The following is a 16,999-nucleotide window of genomic DNA, read 5'->3' as shown; positions in this document are numbered from 1 at the left end:
ACTTATATATTCTATTCTAGCAATTGTTTTAAAAGGGAGAGAACAAATGGATTCAATGACATTTCTTTTATTCGGAGCGACAGGGGATTTAGCGAAACGCAAAATTTATCCTGCTTTATATAAGCTATTTAGCAATCAAAATATACCACAATCTATTTCGATTATCGGTATCGGCAGAAGGGTAATGTCAGATGTGGAATTTCAAACAAAGGTAGAACAATCCCTTGCTACATTTTCTAGAATATCTACTGATGACGAATCAGGAGTAGAAGAATTTATTAGTACATTTCGTTATTGTCAATTAAATACAGCGAATATAGAGGACTATCAAGATTTGTTGCGTCTTGTAAAGAGGCGTGAAACAGAATTAAACATTCCTGAAAACCGCATGTTTTACTTATCTGTTATACCAGAAGTATTTGATGTCATTGCTTTAAATATTAAGGAAAGTGGATTGTGGGCTACAAAAGGATTGAACCGTCTTATTATAGAGAAGCCTTTTGGTTATCATGTAACGTCTGCTCGTGAGTTTAACGAAAAAATAATTGAATATTTTGATGAAACTGACATTTGTTATATCAATCATTATCTTTGAAAATGAATGGTAATTAGGAATACACTTAGAAAAGCATTACGAAATAAATAGTATGTAATGCAAGACATTTTTATTGACGATAATAATTTATATGGTTAATATACTAGACATAAGATTATTTAATTACTAAAAGTAATCGAATATACATTTGTTTGTTAAGTTCGATAAATAAGCAATCTGTGGTAGAAATGCTTTGAATTGCCACTATTAATATTGGGGACAATTAGAAAGCGAAAGGTATAAAAGGAATTGGAATTTGATAACTCTTTGTTTTCTTATAAAAACACGGGTTTCTGTACAATTCATTTTTAAAATATTGACAAGGATTATACAACAAGAGGGGGACTGAAATTGGAATCAATGACCTTTGTTTTATTTGGAGCGACAGGGGACTTAGCGAAACGCAAAATTTACCCCGCACTATATAACTTATATAGAGATCAAAAGCTTCCAAAGCAAATATCCGTTATCGGGCTTGGGAGACGTCAAGTATCTCATGAAGATTTTCAAGAAAGAATAAAAGAATCAATAGAGACGTTTTCCCGTCATAGAGAAGAAGGTACTCCAGAACTCGAAGGTTTTTTAGATAATTTTCGCTATTGTCCATTAGATGTGAGTAAGCCGGAAGACTATGAGAGATTATTACAAGTCGTTCGTGAAAGGGAAGAAGAATTACATATAAAAGGTAATAGAATGTTTTATCTTTCCGTTGCTCCTGAATTTTTCGAGACAATTGCTTTAAATATTAAGGAAAGCGGACTTGATAAAACGGATGGATGGAAACGCCTAATGATTGAGAAACCGTTTGGGCACGATCTCAAATCTGCTCGTGAGCTGAATGATAAGCTTAGTCGCACGTTTGAAGAAGATGAGATATACCGTATTGATCATTATTTAGGTAAGCCGATGATTCAAAACCTTGAAGCACTAGAATTTGCAAATCCTGTTCTCCAGTCGATTTGGAACAAAGAACATATAGCGAATGTACAAATTACAGCTAGTGAAACAGTTGGGGTTGAAGAAAGAGCAGGCTATTATGATCAGGCAGGAGCCATTCGAGATATGGTTCAAAATCATATGTTACAAATATTAATGATGACTGCTATGAATCTGCCGGAAAAGGTTAATGCATGTGAAATTCGAGAGGAAAAGCGAAAGGTAATGGAGACGCTTCGTAAAGTGAAAAAAGAAGACGTTCAAAACCATATCATTCGCGGACAATATGGTGCAGGTGAGATAAATGGCGGGCAAGTTGTAGCATATAAAGAGGAACCAGGAGTAAATCCTTCTTCTAACATAGACACATTTGTTGCTGCTCGATTGTGGATCGATAATCCGTTTTGGACTGGCGTTCCATTTTATATACGAACAGGTAAACGAATGAAAGAAAAGTCTACTCGTATTGTAATTGAATTTAAAAATACGTTAAAACAGCAATATCAAGATAATAATCCAAATGCAGAACCTAACTTGTTAATAATTGAAATTAGCCCAGGTGAGAATGTTTCATTACAGTTAAATAGTAAAAATCCATTGAAAAATGGAGAGATTGAACCGATGCGTATTAACTTTACTTGTGAGCAAGCGGATGTGGGAGTACCTGAAGCGTATGAAAGACTCATTCATGATGCTGTGAGTGGAGACGCTACATTCTTTGCACATTGGAGAGAAGTTGAATTGTCATGGGAATGGGTACAACCAATTCTTGAAGCATTCGAGGAGAACTTATTACCACTTCATGAATATGAGTCTGGTTCATATGGTCCAGATGCGTCGAATGAATTATTGCAAGAAAGTGGATTTAAATGGTGGTTAGATCAAGAAACGGAAAAATAAGTACTTTCTTTCATGAAAGCATTTAGGGGGACGATTACTATGACACAAAACATAAATCAATTAGCAGTGAATACACTTCGTACGTTATCAATTGATGCTATTAATGCGGCAAATTCAGGTCATCCAGGTCTTCCAATGGGAGCAGCACCGATGGCTTATGCATTATGGGCGAATCATTTAAATCACAATCCTAATCATCCGAAATGGTTTAACCGTGATCGATTCGTTTTATCAGCGGGACACGGATCGAGCCTACTGTATAGCTTACTTCATTTAGCTGGATATGACGTTTCAATTGATGACTTGAAAAGCTTTAGAAAGTTAAATAGTAAAACACCAGGACATCCGGAGTTTGGTCACACTTCTGGAGTTGAAGCGACTACAGGACCGTTAGGACAAGGGATTGCGAATGCTGTCGGAATGGCAATGGCAGAAGCGCATTTATCAGCGAAGTTCAATAAGGATGGTCACTCTATTATAAATCATAATACGTACGCTTTAGTTGGAGACGGTGACTTAATGGAGGGTGTCGCTTATGAAGCGATGTCAATGGCAGGGCACATGAAACTTGGCAAGTTAATTGTACTGTATGATTCAAATGAAATTTCACTCGATGGTGAATTAAACATTGCTTTTTCTGAAGATATTCAGAAAAGAGTAGAATCTGCACATTGGCAATATGTAAGAGTTGAGGATGGAAACGATGTTGATGCGATTACAAAAGCGATTCAATTAGCGAAAGACAATACGAATCAACCTACTCTTATAGAAATTAGAACCATTATAGGTTATGGAAGTCCAAAAGTTGCTGGAACGAACAAAGCCCATGGTAATCCACTTGGAGTAGAAGAAGCGACAGCGACAAAACAAGTGTATGGTTGGCATTATGAGGAAGACTTCTTTGTGCCTGAAGAAGTAACAGCTCATTTTAATGAACTGAAACAAAAAGGTATTGAAAAAGAGAATGAATGGAATGAGCAGTTCAACGTATACAGAGAGTCAAACCCTGCACTAGCAGATGAATTAGAAAAAGCGATTACAGGTGAGGTTTTAATCGAAGCGAAAGACATTCTATCCTTTGATACTGAAAAAACGATTTCTACTCGTGTTGCAAGTGGGGAAGCTATTAACCATTATGTGAAATCGATTCCTTCTATTTTCGGTGGAAGTGCGGATCTTTCTCATTCTACGATGACAGATATAAAAGGTGAAGCAGTGTATGCAGTAGAATCGTATGCTGGCCGCAATATATACTTCGGTGTACGTGAACATGCAATGGGCGCGGCAGCAAATGGACTGGCTCTTCATGGAGGAGTAAAACCGTTCGTGAGTACATTCTTTGTATTTAATGACTATCTTCGTCCATCGATTCGACTGGCTGCTTTGCAAAAGTTACCTGTTACGTACGTATTTACACATGATTCGATTGCTGTAGGAGAAGATGGTCCAACGCATGAACCAATTGAACATTTAGCAGCTCTTCGGGCAATTCCTGGTTTAACAGTTATCCGCCCGTCAGATGCAAATGAAACAGCGAGTGCGTGGGCGTATGCATTACAGCAAACGGATGGTCCAGTCGTTTTAGTACTGAGCCGTCAAAATTTACCGGTGTTTCATGAAACGAAAGCGAACATAGAGAATCTCTCTAAAGGAGCTTACGTATTAACACAAACAAATGAAAATCCGGATGTAATTTTCATTGCGACAGGTTCTGAAGTTTCTTTAGCTGCTAGTGCGAAAGCGAAATTAGAAGAAGATCAAGTTTCTGTTCGTATCGTTGCAATGCCAAGCTGGGAGTTATTCGATCGTCAATCGAACGAATATAAAGAATCCGTTCTTCCGTCTTCTGTAACGAAACGAGTATCTCTTGAGATGGGTGTATCTCTCGGGTGGGAGCGTTATGTAGGACAAGAAGGAAAAGTACTATCAATTGAAACATTTGGAGCTTCAGGCACTGGGGCTGAAGTCATGAATCTATTTGGATTTACGACAGAAAATGTTGTTCAAATTACAAAAAATGTGTTGAATTCTTAAGCTATGACTGTGAATACCTTTCTGTACATACTAACATTTCAGTGCTGAAAGGTATTCCAGATTGTAGTGATATGAATTTTTAATAAAAGATAATTTGAGGAGGAATTATATTATGCAAGTAGGATTAATTGGGTTAGGTAAAATGGGATTAAATTTAGGGAAAAATTTAATGGATCATAAACATGAAGTAGCAGCATTTGATTTAAATGCAAGTGCAGTGGAAGAAATGAAAGAGTACGGGGCTACAGGTACATCTAGTTTAAGTGAACTTGTTCAGTCATTACAATCACCAAGAATTCTTTGGGTTATGGTACCACACGCTGTTGTTGATTCTGTTATTGATGAGGTTACACCACTTTTATCAAAAGGAGATATTTTAATTGAAGCGGGTAATTCACATTATAAAGAGTCAATTCGCCGATATGAGCAATTAAAGAAAGATGGTATTCACTTTATGGATGCAGGAACTTCTGGCGGAATGGAAGGCGCTCGTAATGGTGCTTGTTACATGATCGGAGGAGATCAAGAAGCTTGGGATATCGTTGAACCTATCTTCCGAGATACTGCTGTAGAAAATGGATACTTATATGCTGGAAAAGCTGGTAGTGGTCACTTCTTAAAAATGGTTCACAACGGAATTGAATACGGCATGATGGCTGCTATTGGTGAAGGATTTGAGATTCTAGAGAAAAGTGAATTTGACTACGATTATGAAAAAGTATCAAGAGTATGGAACAATGGTTCAGTCATTCGCTCTTGGTTAATGGAATTAACAGAAAATGCATTTTCTAAAGATGCAAAATTAGATGAAATTAAGGGTGTTATGCATTCTTCTGGTGAAGGAAAATGGACAGTAGAAACAGCATTAGACCTTCAAACAGCAACTCCTGTTATCGCAATGTCTTTATTAATGCGCTACCGCTCATTAGACAATGATACATTTACAGGAAAAGTAGTAGCAGCTCTGCGCAATGAATTTGGCGGACATGCAGTAGAAAAGAAATAAACATCTTACAATTATAACTCGTTAACGTTTAAAAAATGGAGGGAATAGATCATGAAGTTTTTTATTGATACTGCAAATCTTGAGGACATAAAAAAAGCATATAAACTTGGAGTTTTAGCTGGTGTTACAACGAACCCGTCTTTAGTAGCAAAAGAGGGCATTAAGTTTGAAGACCGTATTGCAGAAATTTGTCAGGCAGTGCCTAAAGTTGAATCAGTTTCGGCAGAAGTAACGCCAGATGCTGTTACAGCTGAAGAAATGATTGCTCAAGCAGAAGAGTTGATTAAGATTAACGGCGGCGATGAGAAAGTTACAATAAAACTTCCGATGACGCTAGCAGGATTAGAAGCTTGTCGCTATCTTACTGAAAAAGGTGTAAAAACGAACGTTACACTTATTTTCACTGTGAACCAAGCTCTTTTAGCTGCCAGAGCAGGTGCAACGTATGTTTCTCCATTTTTAGGACGTTTAGATGATATTTCTGAAGATGGCGTATTATTAGTTGCTAAAATTGCTGAATTATTCGATGTTCATCAATTAGATACACAAATTATTGCGGCTTCTGTTAGACACCCAGATCATGTAACTCGTGTAGCGATGGCAGGTGCTCACATTGCAACAATCCCTTATAAAGTAATTGAACAACTTGCTATGCACCCATTAACAGATCAAGGTATTGAGAAGTTTGCTGCGGATTGGGCGAAAGCTCCTAAATTATAATATATGAAAGTGAGGGGGCTTTCCGAAAATTGCTTTTCATGAGAGGACAAATCCTAAGTAACTTCATCGTTTAAAATGGATCCCGAGTTTGTAGTCTTACGACGTGAAAACGGCAAGAGAAGAAAGCGTCATTCACTTTTAAAGAAGGAAAATTTGCTTACGCGAAGCGTTTACCATAATAACATTATAATGATGAAAGAGAAATCCCCTTATTAGAGAGATGAGTTAAAGTGTATCTCTGATAAGGGAGATTCTTTTTGTATAAATCATTATAATGTGAGGATGCATTTAAGTGCATATCAATATGTAAAGCTATCTTTTAATCAAGTAAGAACTATATAGGTTCTTTTCATTATACAGCATTTTTGAAAGGGTTTACATAAAGGGGGATTAAGTATGAATATGTACCTTTTAATGATTACATTATTATCAATTGTAATTGTTATTTTAGGGGTGTCGTGGTGGAGATGGCATGCGTTTATTAGTTTAACGGTTGCAAGTTTGTTTTTAGCAGTTATGTCTGGAATGCCAATGGATAAAATAGTGAGTGCTTATGAAACGGGAGTTGGCAGTGTTCTTGGGCATTTAGTAGGTATTTTAGTATTAGGTACAATTTTAGGGAAAATGATGGCAGAGTCAGGTGCTGGAATGCAAGTGGCAGAGTTCTTTATTAAATCCTTTGGGATAAAAAACTTACCGTGGGCAATGTTAATTGCAGGTTTTATTATTGGAATTCCGGTGTTTTTTGAAGTAGGTATTTTAATATTATTGCCGTTAGTCATTTCAATTCATAAAACTACGAAACAAAATATTTTATTGATAGCGTTACCAGCAATTGCTGGGCTATCTGTCGTACACGGCCTTGTTCCTCCACATCCAGGGGCAATCGTTGCAATTGGTATTTATAAAGCGAATCTTGGGAAGGTACTATTGTATTCACTCATTATTACATTTTTTGCAGCGATTATTGCAGGTCCTATATTCGCTAAATGGATTCACAAACGTGTAATTCCTGAAAATGAGCCAGAATTGATTCGTGTAAATACAAAATCAACGAAATTACCAGGAATAGGAGTTTCATTTTTAGTTATTTTGTTACCTGTTATGTTAATGGTTTTAGCTGCAGCAGCTCCTTATTTGCCTCTTTCTACTACTTTGATGAAGACTGTTACATTAATCGGTAGTCCTATCATTGCGCTATTGATTGCATGTTTTGCAGCGTTTTATTTTCTTGGATTTCGTCAAGGTATCGATAAAAAGGCTATTAAGAAGGTAACAGAAGATAGCTTATTACCAATCGGTTCAATTGTTGCGATTATTGGTGCTGGCGGGGGATTTAAGCAAATTCTTATCGATAGTGGCGTAGGCAATGCTATTGCTCAAATGTCTGAGCATTTAGCATTATCTCCAATTGTATTAGCATTTATAGTAGCAGGATTGATTCGAATTGCGACAGGGTCAGCGACAGTCGCTTTAACAACAGCAGCGGGCATCGTTTCACCAATCGTTGAAAATACGACAGGTGTGAATTTAGAGTTGCTCGTCATTGCAACAGGTGCAGGAGCATTAATGTTTTCACACGTAAACGACGCTGGGTTCTGGATGGTAAAAGAATACTTAGGTTTAACAGTGAAAGAAACATTTAAAACATGGACAGTATTAGAAACGTTACTTTCATTTATCGCTTTTGGAGGAGTTTTACTACTCGATATGTTTGTTTAAAATAAGGATATTTTTATATGAATTGAGAGAGATAACTTTAGCGCATAACGTTATGAATAGATAAAATAAATATATTTTTATGGTTCTTATATGATTAGGATACTGTAGCAATTTTTTGTTAGGAGGAAGAAATGGTGAGCTCAAAATATATGATTGGTGTAGATATTGGGACAACTAGTACAAAATCGGTTCTATTTTCTACTGATGGATCTGTTATTGCAAGTCATGGAATTGAATATCCTTTATATTCTCCTACGCCTGAAATAGCAGAACAAGACCCAGAAGAAATTTTTCATGCAGTAATACATACGATTAAAGAAACTGTACGAGTAAGTAATGTACAGCCGAATGATATTCTTTGTGTCTCTTTTAGTTCGGCAATGCATAGTATCATTGCTGTAGATGAAAAAGGAAAGCCGTTAACGAGATGTATCACTTGGGCAGATAATAGAAGTGCAAGCTGGGCTGAGAAAATAAAGAGTAATATGAATGGTCATGAAATTTATTTGCGTACGGGAACACCAATTCATCCGATGTCACCACTTTCGAAATTAGTTTGGTTACAGAATGAACAGGCAGAATTATTCGCAAAAAGTTATAAGTTCATTTCTATTAAGGAATATGTTTTTTACAAGTTATATAAAGAGTATGTAATTGATTATTCTATAGCATCAGCAACAGGGATGTTTAATTTGAAATCTTTAAAATGGGATGAAGAGGCTTTACATGTTGCGGGAATTACAGATGACAAGCTTTCTAAACTCGTTCCAACAACGCACAGTTTAACAGGATTAGATGAAGAGCTTGCCAAAGAGATGAATGTACTTGTTTCTACTCCTTTTATAGTAGGAGCGAGTGACGGAGTACTATCCAATTTAGGTGTAAATGCAATTGATCCTGGTGTTGTGGCTGTTACAATTGGTACAAGTGGTGCGATACGTGCTGTAACAAATCGCCCTGTAACAGATCCGAAAGGTAGAATTTTTTGTTATGCCTTAACTGAAGACCATTGGGTAATTGGTGGACCAGTTAATAACGGTGGTATGATTTTCAGGTGGGCTCGTGATCAATTAGGCACTTCAGAGATTGAGCTTGCAAAGCGTTTAGGAAAAGATCCATATGAAGTGCTTACTGAAATAGCAGCAAAAGTGAGTCCGGGGTCCGACGGTTTATTATTTCACCCGTATTTAGCAGGAGAAAGAGCTCCTTTATGGAATGCAAATGCGCGAGGATCTTTCTTTGGACTTGGATTGCATCATAAGAAAGAACATCTTATCCGTGCTGTTTTAGAAGGAGTAATTTATAATTTATACACCGTTCTTCTTGCTTTAAAAGAGCTAATTGGTGAACCGAAAAAAATTCAAGCGACAGGTGGTTTTGCAAGATCGGAACTTTGGAGGCAGATGATGGCAGATATTTTCCATCAAGACGTATATGTTCCGGAAAGTTTTGAAAGCTCTTGCTTAGGAGCTGCCATCCTCGGTTTATATAGTTTAGGTGAAGTAGATACGTTGCATGTAGTTTCTGAAATGGTAGGTGCGAATTTCCACCATGAACCAAACATGGAAAGTGTGGAAAAGTATAAAGATTTAACACCAATCTATATTCGTCTGTCTCGTCAATTGGAAGAAGAATATGAAAGTATAGCAGCGTACCAAAAAAAGTGGGTTTAAAGGCTATTTAACAAGAAAATGTGTTAACGTATAAAGAGGTACTCCGATTTTTTAGGATACTCTTTCAACATAAAACATTATAAGAAGTAAGATGAATGAAAAATATAGGGAGAGAGGGTTATGAAAATGAAGGATAACAAAGAGTTTATTGGATATGTTGGAACATACACGAAAGAAAATAGTGAAGGAATATATAAGTTTACTTTAGATACGGAAGCCAAAAAAATTAGTAATGTAGCACTTGCGGCAAAGCTGGATAACCCTACATATGTAACGATTAACCGAAATAATAAATGTCTCTATTCCGTTGTTAAGGAAGGCGAATCTGGCGGTGTAGCTGCTTATTCAATTGATAGTCAAACAGGGGAGCTAAAGGAAGAAAATAGACAAGTAGTAGAAGGGGCTTCGCCTTGTCATATTAGTGTTGATAGTGGAAATCAAGCAGTAGTTACAGCAAATTACCATAAAGGAACGATTGAGTCTTTTGAAGTAAATGAAGAAGATGGAACTGTAAATCCTGCCGCATCTATTATGACACATGAAGGTTCAGGTCCGAATAAAGAAAGACAAGAAAAACCACATGCACATTATGCGGGATATACGCCTGATGAAAAGCATGTAGTGGGCGTTGATTTAGGAATAGATAAATTAATTACGTATGAAATAAAAGATAGTGTATTAAAAGAAGTGAATAGCTTGTCTGTAAATCCAGGAAGTGGTCCGAGACATCTTACTTTTCATCCGAATGGAAAGTATGCGTATGTGATGACGGAGCTTAGTTCGGAAGTCATTACGTTAACATATAATCCGGAAGAAGGGGCTTTTACAGAGTTACAGTATATTTCTACCATTCCTGCCGCGTTTGGTGAAAATAATCAAGGAAGTGCGATTCATATTTCTTCTGACGGCCGTTTTGTATATGCAGGTAATCGTGGTCATAATAGTATTGCTGTTTTCAGTGTGGATCAAAATTCAGGTGAGCTTACATTTGTTGAACATACATCTACAGAAGGAAATTGGCCAAGAGACTTTGTATTAGATCCTACTGAAAAGTTCCTTGTTGCTACAAATGAAAAGTCGCATAATCTTGTGTTGTTTTCAAGAGATGAATTTACAGGTAAGTTAACACTTTTACAATCTGATGTTGCTGTGCCAGAGCCTGTTTGTGTGAAGTTTTTAAATATATAATTTCAGATGCCAAAACAAAAGCAAAGCGATATCGCTTTGCTTTTATTGTTTCTTTTTCGGTCTACGTACTAACTCGCCGCCGCAGTTTGGGCAAACGTTTTGTCTTTCTTCTGTACATGGTGCGCAAAATGTACATTCATATACACAAATGTATGCTTCAGAATCTTGTTCGAGCGATTGATTGCAAATTTGACAGTTTGTTTTCATTTCTAGTGCCATAATAAGTCTCCTTTTAGTTAGAAAATTTATAATTTAATTATAATTCATTAAATAGAAATAGTCCTTTTCAATTGAAAGGAAATCGAATGATAAAGTTATGAATTGAAATGAAAGATGCTAATTTATTTTAAAATTGATTATTTATTACAGTTGGAATATTATGAAATAGTCAAAAGACAACAGGGGGTATACATTTTGACTAATCATAACGATTATTTAAAAGCAAACTGCGAAACATGCTTCGGTCTATGTTGCGTTGCATTACCGTTCGCAGCATCGGTAGATTTTGCGGTGAATAAAGATGGTGGGAAGCCATGTTCTAACTTACAATCAGATTATAAATGTAGTATACATAAAAATCTTAGAGGAAATGGCTATAAAGGTTGTACAGTATTTGAATGTTTCGGTGCTGGGCAGAAAATCTCTCAAGTTACGTTTAAAGGAATTGATTGGCGGAAAGATGCAAAGCATGCAAGAAAAATGTACGATGCTTTTCCGGTTATGCATCAACTTCATGAAATGCTTTGGTATTTGAATGAAGCGATTCTTTTAAAGGCAACACAGCCAATTCATAAAGAGCTGGAGACCGCAATTGAGGAGACAGAGCGACTTTCGAATTTAAATCCAGATGAGTTAATGAAAATAAATGTTCCATTACACAGAGCGGAAGTGAACATTCTCCTTTTAGAAACGAGCGAATTAGTATGGAAGGAAATGAATACTGCGTGTAAGAAAAGAATCATTCACCGCGGGGCAGACCTTATGGGAGCTAATTTGAAAAAGAAAGATTTGCAAGGAGCGAATTTAAGAGGAGCGTATTTAATTGCGGCTAACTTAAATGGTGCTAACTTACGCGGTGCAGATCTCATCGGAGCAGATTTGCGAGATGCAGATATTCGTGGGGCTGATTTTACAAATAGTATTTTTCTGACGCAAGTTCAAGTGAATGCGGCGAGAGGGGACAAACATACGAAATTACCGAAATTATTGTCCCCTCCATCTCATTGGAGTGCGTAAAGAGTGAGGAGTATTTAGCGTGGATATATTTCAGTATTTAGAAGAGATGCAAGAGAATGTCTTTTCGTTAGCAGTAGAGCAAATAGAAGCGAAGTATTATGATATTTGTTGCATGTTAGCGTCTACAGAATATGCAGAGCGAATTAAAGCAATTCATTTAGGGGCATATGAGGAAAGTATTCGACTAGCATTGAATGAAGCTATACAAATTGCTACTAGTGAAGAGGCAAAAGCGATTTATTTTGAGTATGATCTTAATAATGAATGGGATAGTCAGTTTTATATTTGTGAGGAGTATTTTCCAATGGAAGAAGAGGATGACGATTGGGCATCTGAATGGACATATAATATTGAGGGGCCGGGATCTGTAGAATTAGCAGATATGTATACTGAAAATGGCTTTGATAAGAGTGAAAAAGCAATCGGTATCACTTTATATTTAATTGCTAAAACGCTGTGTAGTTTTATAAGTGTACGTAGTGAAGTGCAAAATAATATACCGATTTGTATTGGTTTTCACGACCAAGATCCAATAATGCGAACAGGCAGAGACTAAGAATCTCTGCCTGTTTTTCATTTCTTTTCAAAAGTAGTAATGAAAACACTACATATAATAAGAATACCACCAATAAAAAAGTTACTATTTAATGTCTCATTTAATAAGAGCCAACCAAGTAATGACCCAACGATAGGTTGGAAGAAGAAAAATAATGAGCCGATGCTAGCGTCCATTAATTCTAATCCTTTATTCCAAAGGAAAAAGGCACCTGCCGTTGAGACGATTCCTAAATAAAGTATGCCTAATAGTACATATAGGCTTATATGTTCAATCGGGCTTGATTGTAATTCCCATATCATAAAAGGTGTAATAAAAAAGAGTGAAAAGAATATGGCGTACGTTGTAATCACTAAAGATGAAAATTGAGCTGAAGCAATCTTTACATAAATAGATAGTAAAGCCCACGTAATAGCTGCCCCAACTAAGATGATTGTACCGATAAAATAGGAGCCAATTTCAATATCCCATCCGATTACGATTATGACACCGATTGTCGCTATGATAGTAGATAACAGTCTACGAGCGGTTAGTTTTTCTTTTAAAATGATCGCTGCGAATATAACCATAAATGCAGGTGTAGCTGATGTGACTAACGAGCCTGTATGAGCGTCAGATAATTTTGTTCCGATAAATTGACAAGTGATCGAAATGAAATATCCGATAAATCCAATCCAAGCGAATAATAGCCAATCTTTTTTACGAATGGTTACTTTTTTCTTTTGTTTTTTCCCAGCTATTTTTAAAATCATATACAAAACAACAAAAGCAATGATAAAGCGTAGCCAAACGAGTGTTAGTGGTGGGATAAAGTCGAGTACATATTTGCTAACAACGTACATACCGCCCCATATACTAGCTGCTAGTGATAAACATATAGCTCCTAAAATTGTTTGTTTCATGTAAAGTACCTCCGTCTATTTTTAGGGTATGATGAGTTCCCTAAGACGAGGCATAGTGCACGTGTTATATGAATGCCCGTCTTAGTTTATAGACGGCTTACTGGTTGATCGTTTTCGAATGAAGTGTTGTAGTACATGTGTATTCCTCCTTCTTAAGTTATAATGATATTATAACTTAATTTTCTGATTATTGGAGGCTGTTATGAAATATATCGTGATAAAATCACATGTGAGCAATTATCCTGATCCAATTCGCTTAGAAGAGGGGGATGTAGTGAAAATGATAGAGAGTTACGATGGTCCTGAAAATTGGGAAAACTGGATGTTTTGTCACGAAGAGAAATATGACCGGAAAGGATGGGTTCCGGAGCAAATTATAAGAAAAGATATGAATGGAACAGGAATTATTATAAAACCATATACTGCCAAAGAATTAAATGTAAGTATTGGAGAAAGAGTGATTGGAATAGAAGAATTGAATGGATGGGTTTGGTGTGAAAAAACAGGTGGTGAGGATGGCTGGGTACCAAAGGAAAACTTACAAAAATATTAGTAATACTATTTGGTTATTAATATAGGAAACATATTTTTCGTTTATGAGTATATTGGTTGTAGGGTGAAAAATAGATTAATAGAGAAAGAGGAGATTATTATAACTACAACCGTTATTTCTCATTTTTATAACGAAGAGTATTTATTACCGTGGTGGCTTGCTCATCATACGAAATTGTTTGATCATGGCATTTTAATTAATAAAGGCTCAACAGATCGTTCAGTTGAAATTTGTAAAAAATTCGCGCCACACTGGGAAGTGCGAGATTCTGTAAATCCGGAGTTTGATGCATATGCGACAGATCATGAAGTGATGAGGATAGAACAAGAAGTAAAAGGATGGAAAATGATTTTAAATACGACCGAGTTTCTTTGTGTGCAAGATAAAAATCAGTTTTGGAAATCACTAAATGAATTGGGAGGGAGGATGTATTGGCTGGAAGGGCTTGTTATGGTCGATGATCCTAACTACAATTATCCGGAACTTAACTTTGGACTACCCTTAATGAAACAGCGATTTCATGGTTATTTACCAGAGGAGTGGAGACTATGGAGAAGAGGCAGATTTATTCATAATCATGAACATGGAAGTTATACGGTTGGAAGACATTTATCTGCGCATGAGTCTATGATTTATCCACCTCTTGCTTGTATATTATGGTTTGGGTTTAGTCCGTGGAACGATGCAATGAGAAAGAGAAAGTTACAAATTGGTCCGACTCTTTCTGAAGCTAGTAAGCATGGGGGAATGGGTACGCATCATATTGTTACGCCGGAAAGATTAGAAGAATGGTATAAGGAATTAGCGAGAGGAACGAAGGATTTACGTTTTAGTGATGCATATCGTTATGTTTTTGTATAAATGATTTCCACCATAAAATTGTTTCTTCAATTCCTGTATTTAGATCGTATGTTGGTTTCCAGTTTACTTCAGTTTTTAAACGCTCTACATGAACCCCGACAAATAAAGGTTCATCTGTAGAGAAAGGGATCGCGCCCAGTTTAATTAAATGCTCTTTTCCTATCTTTTTAGCAATGATAGATGCTAATTCTTTAATTTGTACAGATTGACCAGAAGCGATATTGATTGTGCCTGTAACACCGTGTTCTAATACTGTTATGAGAGCATCAGCGACGTCGCTCACATGGAGGAAATCTCTTGATTGTTTTCCATGTGTACATAGTGCTTCCTCATTTTTTAATAAAGAAGTGATAATGTTAGAAACGAGCCGATTCCCTTGTTCGTGAGGGCCATACATATGAAAAATGCGGCCCCAACACATGCTGAGACCGGTTTGCTTGGCGTACGTTTGGAGCCAGGAGTGTAGTGCATTTTTACATAATGAATACGGGGTTTTATAAGAAAGAAGCGGTGAATCTTCAAATAATACACCGTTAAACCATTCATACTCTGCGCCAGTACCGGCAACGACGACTCGCTTTCCGCCGCATGTTGTGAAGTGTTGGATCAATGAGATACTGGATGTAAGCCAATAGTAATTATTAATGGATACGTAGCATGCTGGAGGCACTGCTTCCCAAGCTAAATGAATGAGATGACTAGGTTTCATGTCGTAAATGAGTTTTTCTATTTCTTTATCGCAAAGTAAGTTTACTTTATGCCAACAGCAAGAAAGGTGAGAAGGCTTATTTGTATTGTAAGTGGCGTGCACTTCATAGCCCTTTTGGATAAGAGAATGTACAACATATTTACCAATCCATCCACTACCGCCTGTTACAAGAATTTTTTTCATGGCTCAATTACCTCAACTTCTGGTATTGTTACTAAAAATTTGCCGCCCCATTCACGAATGAAAGAGCATTCTTTCATAATTTCATCTTTTAAATTCCAAGGAAGTATGAGAATGTAATCAGGTTTTGTACGTTTTATTTCTTCTGGAGATTGTATGGGAATGCGGGTACCTGGTAGAAGAAGATTTTGCTTGTGGGGGTTTTTATCTACTGTATAAGCTAGAAATTCTTTTCCTATCCCGCAATAATTTAAAAGAGTGTTCCCTTTAGCAGGTGCACCGTAACCGATAATTTGTTTGTTTAAAACTTTCGCTTCGATAAAAAACTGTAAAATATTTATTTTCAATTGTTCGATGCGTTTAGAAAAAAGTAGATAGCAATCTAATGTATCTAGACCATGATCTATTTCTTTCTGAATTATTTTTGCAACATTGGAATGGATAGAGGATGGGTCACTTAGATGGTTTACAAAAATCCGTAAGGAACCACCGTGTGTTGAAAGTTCTTCTACATCGACAATTTGTAAATGATGATGAGCTAAAATTTTTTGAAGGCTTATAAGTGAGAAATAGGAGAAGTGTTCATGGTAGATCGTATCAAACTGTTTAAAGGATATGAGGTTTAGTAAGTGCGGGAATTCAATTGTTATCGTGCCATCTTGTTTTAATAATGTTTTTAAACCGGCGACAAAATCATGCAAGTTCGGAACGTGTGCTAATACGTTATTAGCGATGATTAAATCGGCTTGCGGTAATTTTTTTGCTAAGTCATTGCTGAAAAAATTCACTTCGGTAGGAATTCCTTTTTGAATCGCAATTTCTGCTACATTTTGTGCTGGTTCAATTCCTAACGTTTCGATATGTTCTTTTTGAAAGTATTGTAATAAATATCCGTCGTTACTCGCAATTTCAACCACTTTTGAATGTTTCTTTAAGTGGAAGCGCTTAATCGCCATTTCTACATATTGTTTAGCATGCAGTAGCCAGCTTGATGAGTAAGAGCTAAAGTATAAATAGTCATGAAAAATATTGTGCGGAGATTCAAATTCATCTAATTGTACGAGTAAACAAGAGTGACAAACAAATGTGTGCAATGGATAAAATGGTTCCATTTTATATGAGTTTTCTGGAGAAACAAATGAGTTAGCGAGAGGAGAAACACCTAAGTCTAAAAAAGTGTTTGTGAGTAATGAGTGGCAAAAACGGCATTTTTTCTGTTCCATTTTAT

Annotated in this window: 16 protein-coding genes; 12 read left to right on the top strand and 4 right to left on the bottom strand. The window is 36.4% G+C overall.

Features of this window, described 5'->3' with window-relative positions; translation table 11 throughout:
- Nucleotides 1-46 precede the first annotated feature (46 nt).
- The 8 genes from EKQ63_RS17695 to EKQ63_RS17660 all read left to right on the top strand — a co-directional run bounded on the left by EKQ63_RS17695 (nucleotide 47) and on the right by EKQ63_RS17660 (nucleotide 10,774).
- A complete protein-coding gene (locus EKQ63_RS17695) occupies nucleotides 47-595 on the top strand; it encodes a glucose-6-phosphate dehydrogenase (protein ID WP_088328110.1) in 549 nt (182 codons plus the stop codon).
- Nucleotides 596-946: 351 nt separating this feature from the next.
- Complete coding sequence (gene zwf, locus EKQ63_RS17690; RefSeq protein ID WP_087954824.1) at nucleotides 947-2,431, top strand: glucose-6-phosphate dehydrogenase; 1,485 nt, start codon at nucleotides 947-949, stop codon at nucleotides 2,429-2,431.
- A 39-nt stretch (nucleotides 2,432-2,470) separates the two neighbouring features.
- On the top strand, nucleotides 2,471-4,465 hold the full coding sequence (gene tkt / locus EKQ63_RS17685) for a transketolase (RefSeq protein WP_143881353.1): 1,995 nt from the start codon (nucleotides 2,471-2,473) through the stop codon (nucleotides 4,463-4,465).
- Between the two features lie 112 nt (nucleotides 4,466-4,577).
- Nucleotides 4,578-5,471, top strand: a complete 894-nt coding sequence (gene gnd / locus EKQ63_RS17680; RefSeq protein WP_001195912.1) for a phosphogluconate dehydrogenase (NAD(+)-dependent, decarboxylating) — start codon at nucleotides 4,578-4,580, stop codon at nucleotides 5,469-5,471.
- 51 nt (nucleotides 5,472-5,522) lie between these two features.
- A complete protein-coding gene (gene fsa / locus EKQ63_RS17675) occupies nucleotides 5,523-6,191 on the top strand; it encodes a fructose-6-phosphate aldolase (RefSeq protein WP_000667676.1) in 669 nt (222 codons plus the stop codon).
- A 396-nt stretch (nucleotides 6,192-6,587) separates the two neighbouring features.
- The gene (gntP, locus tag EKQ63_RS17670; protein ID WP_143881352.1) at nucleotides 6,588-7,913 is read left to right on the top strand and encodes a gluconate permease GntP; all 1,326 of its coding nucleotides are present in this window, start codon (nucleotides 6,588-6,590) and stop codon (nucleotides 7,911-7,913) included.
- A gap of 131 nt (nucleotides 7,914-8,044) precedes the next feature.
- Complete coding sequence (gntK, locus tag EKQ63_RS17665) at nucleotides 8,045-9,586, top strand: gluconokinase (RefSeq protein WP_087954830.1); 1,542 nt, start codon at nucleotides 8,045-8,047, stop codon at nucleotides 9,584-9,586.
- A 126-nt stretch (nucleotides 9,587-9,712) separates the two neighbouring features.
- A complete protein-coding gene (locus EKQ63_RS17660) occupies nucleotides 9,713-10,774 on the top strand; it encodes a lactonase family protein (RefSeq protein WP_190240635.1) in 1,062 nt (353 codons plus the stop codon).
- A 42-nt stretch (nucleotides 10,775-10,816) separates the two neighbouring features.
- On the opposite strand, the gene EKQ63_RS17655 is transcribed toward EKQ63_RS17660, so the two are convergent.
- The gene (locus EKQ63_RS17655; protein WP_001162798.1) at nucleotides 10,817-10,993 is read right to left on the bottom strand and encodes a DUF1272 domain-containing protein; all 177 of its coding nucleotides are present in this window, start codon (nucleotides 10,991-10,993) and stop codon (nucleotides 10,817-10,819) included.
- 195 nt (nucleotides 10,994-11,188) lie between these two features.
- On the opposite strand from EKQ63_RS17655, the gene EKQ63_RS17650 reads away from it, so the two are divergent.
- A complete protein-coding gene (locus EKQ63_RS17650) occupies nucleotides 11,189-12,010 on the top strand; it encodes a pentapeptide repeat-containing protein (protein WP_143881350.1) in 822 nt (273 codons plus the stop codon).
- Nucleotides 12,011-12,029: 19 nt separating this feature from the next.
- Nucleotides 12,030-12,566 carry a hypothetical protein gene (locus EKQ63_RS17645; RefSeq protein ID WP_087954835.1) on the top strand — a complete coding sequence of 179 codons (537 nt, stop codon included), beginning with the start codon at nucleotides 12,030-12,032 and terminating at the stop codon, nucleotides 12,564-12,566.
- A 17-nt stretch (nucleotides 12,567-12,583) separates the two neighbouring features.
- On the opposite strand, the gene EKQ63_RS17640 is transcribed toward EKQ63_RS17645, so the two are convergent.
- Nucleotides 12,584-13,468, bottom strand: coding sequence for a DMT family transporter (locus EKQ63_RS17640; RefSeq protein ID WP_087954836.1), 885 nt, complete (start codon nucleotides 13,466-13,468; stop codon nucleotides 12,584-12,586).
- 202 nt (nucleotides 13,469-13,670) lie between these two features.
- Between EKQ63_RS17640 and EKQ63_RS17635 the strand changes: the two genes are divergently transcribed.
- The gene (locus EKQ63_RS17635) at nucleotides 13,671-14,021 is read left to right on the top strand and encodes an SH3 domain-containing protein (RefSeq protein ID WP_143881349.1); all 351 of its coding nucleotides are present in this window, start codon (nucleotides 13,671-13,673) and stop codon (nucleotides 14,019-14,021) included.
- A 63-nt stretch (nucleotides 14,022-14,084) separates the two neighbouring features.
- Entirely contained in the window at nucleotides 14,085-14,882 is a 798-nt protein-coding gene (locus EKQ63_RS17630) for a glycosyltransferase family 2 protein (protein ID WP_087954838.1), read from the top strand.
- Here the strand turns inward: EKQ63_RS17630 and EKQ63_RS17625 are convergent.
- Nucleotides 14,851-15,774, bottom strand: a complete 924-nt coding sequence (locus tag EKQ63_RS17625; protein ID WP_140421310.1) for an NAD-dependent epimerase/dehydratase family protein — start codon at nucleotides 15,772-15,774, stop codon at nucleotides 14,851-14,853. The two genes, EKQ63_RS17630 and EKQ63_RS17625, sit on opposite strands and share 32 nt — an antisense overlap.
- Nucleotides 15,771-16,994, bottom strand: a complete 1,224-nt coding sequence (locus EKQ63_RS17620; RefSeq protein WP_143881348.1) for a class I SAM-dependent methyltransferase — start codon at nucleotides 16,992-16,994, stop codon at nucleotides 15,771-15,773. Before EKQ63_RS17620 ends, EKQ63_RS17625 begins: the two co-directional genes overlap by 4 nt.
- Between the last annotated feature and the right edge of the window lie 5 nt (nucleotides 16,995-16,999).

Origin of the sequence: Bacillus sp. BD59S, from assembly GCF_007363175.1 — a bacterium.
Lineage (GTDB): Bacteria > Bacillota > Bacilli > Bacillales > Bacillaceae_G > Bacillus_A > Bacillus_A pacificus.
Note: the sequence above shows the minus strand (reverse complement) of the source record. Positions and strands in the feature narration are given on the sequence as shown.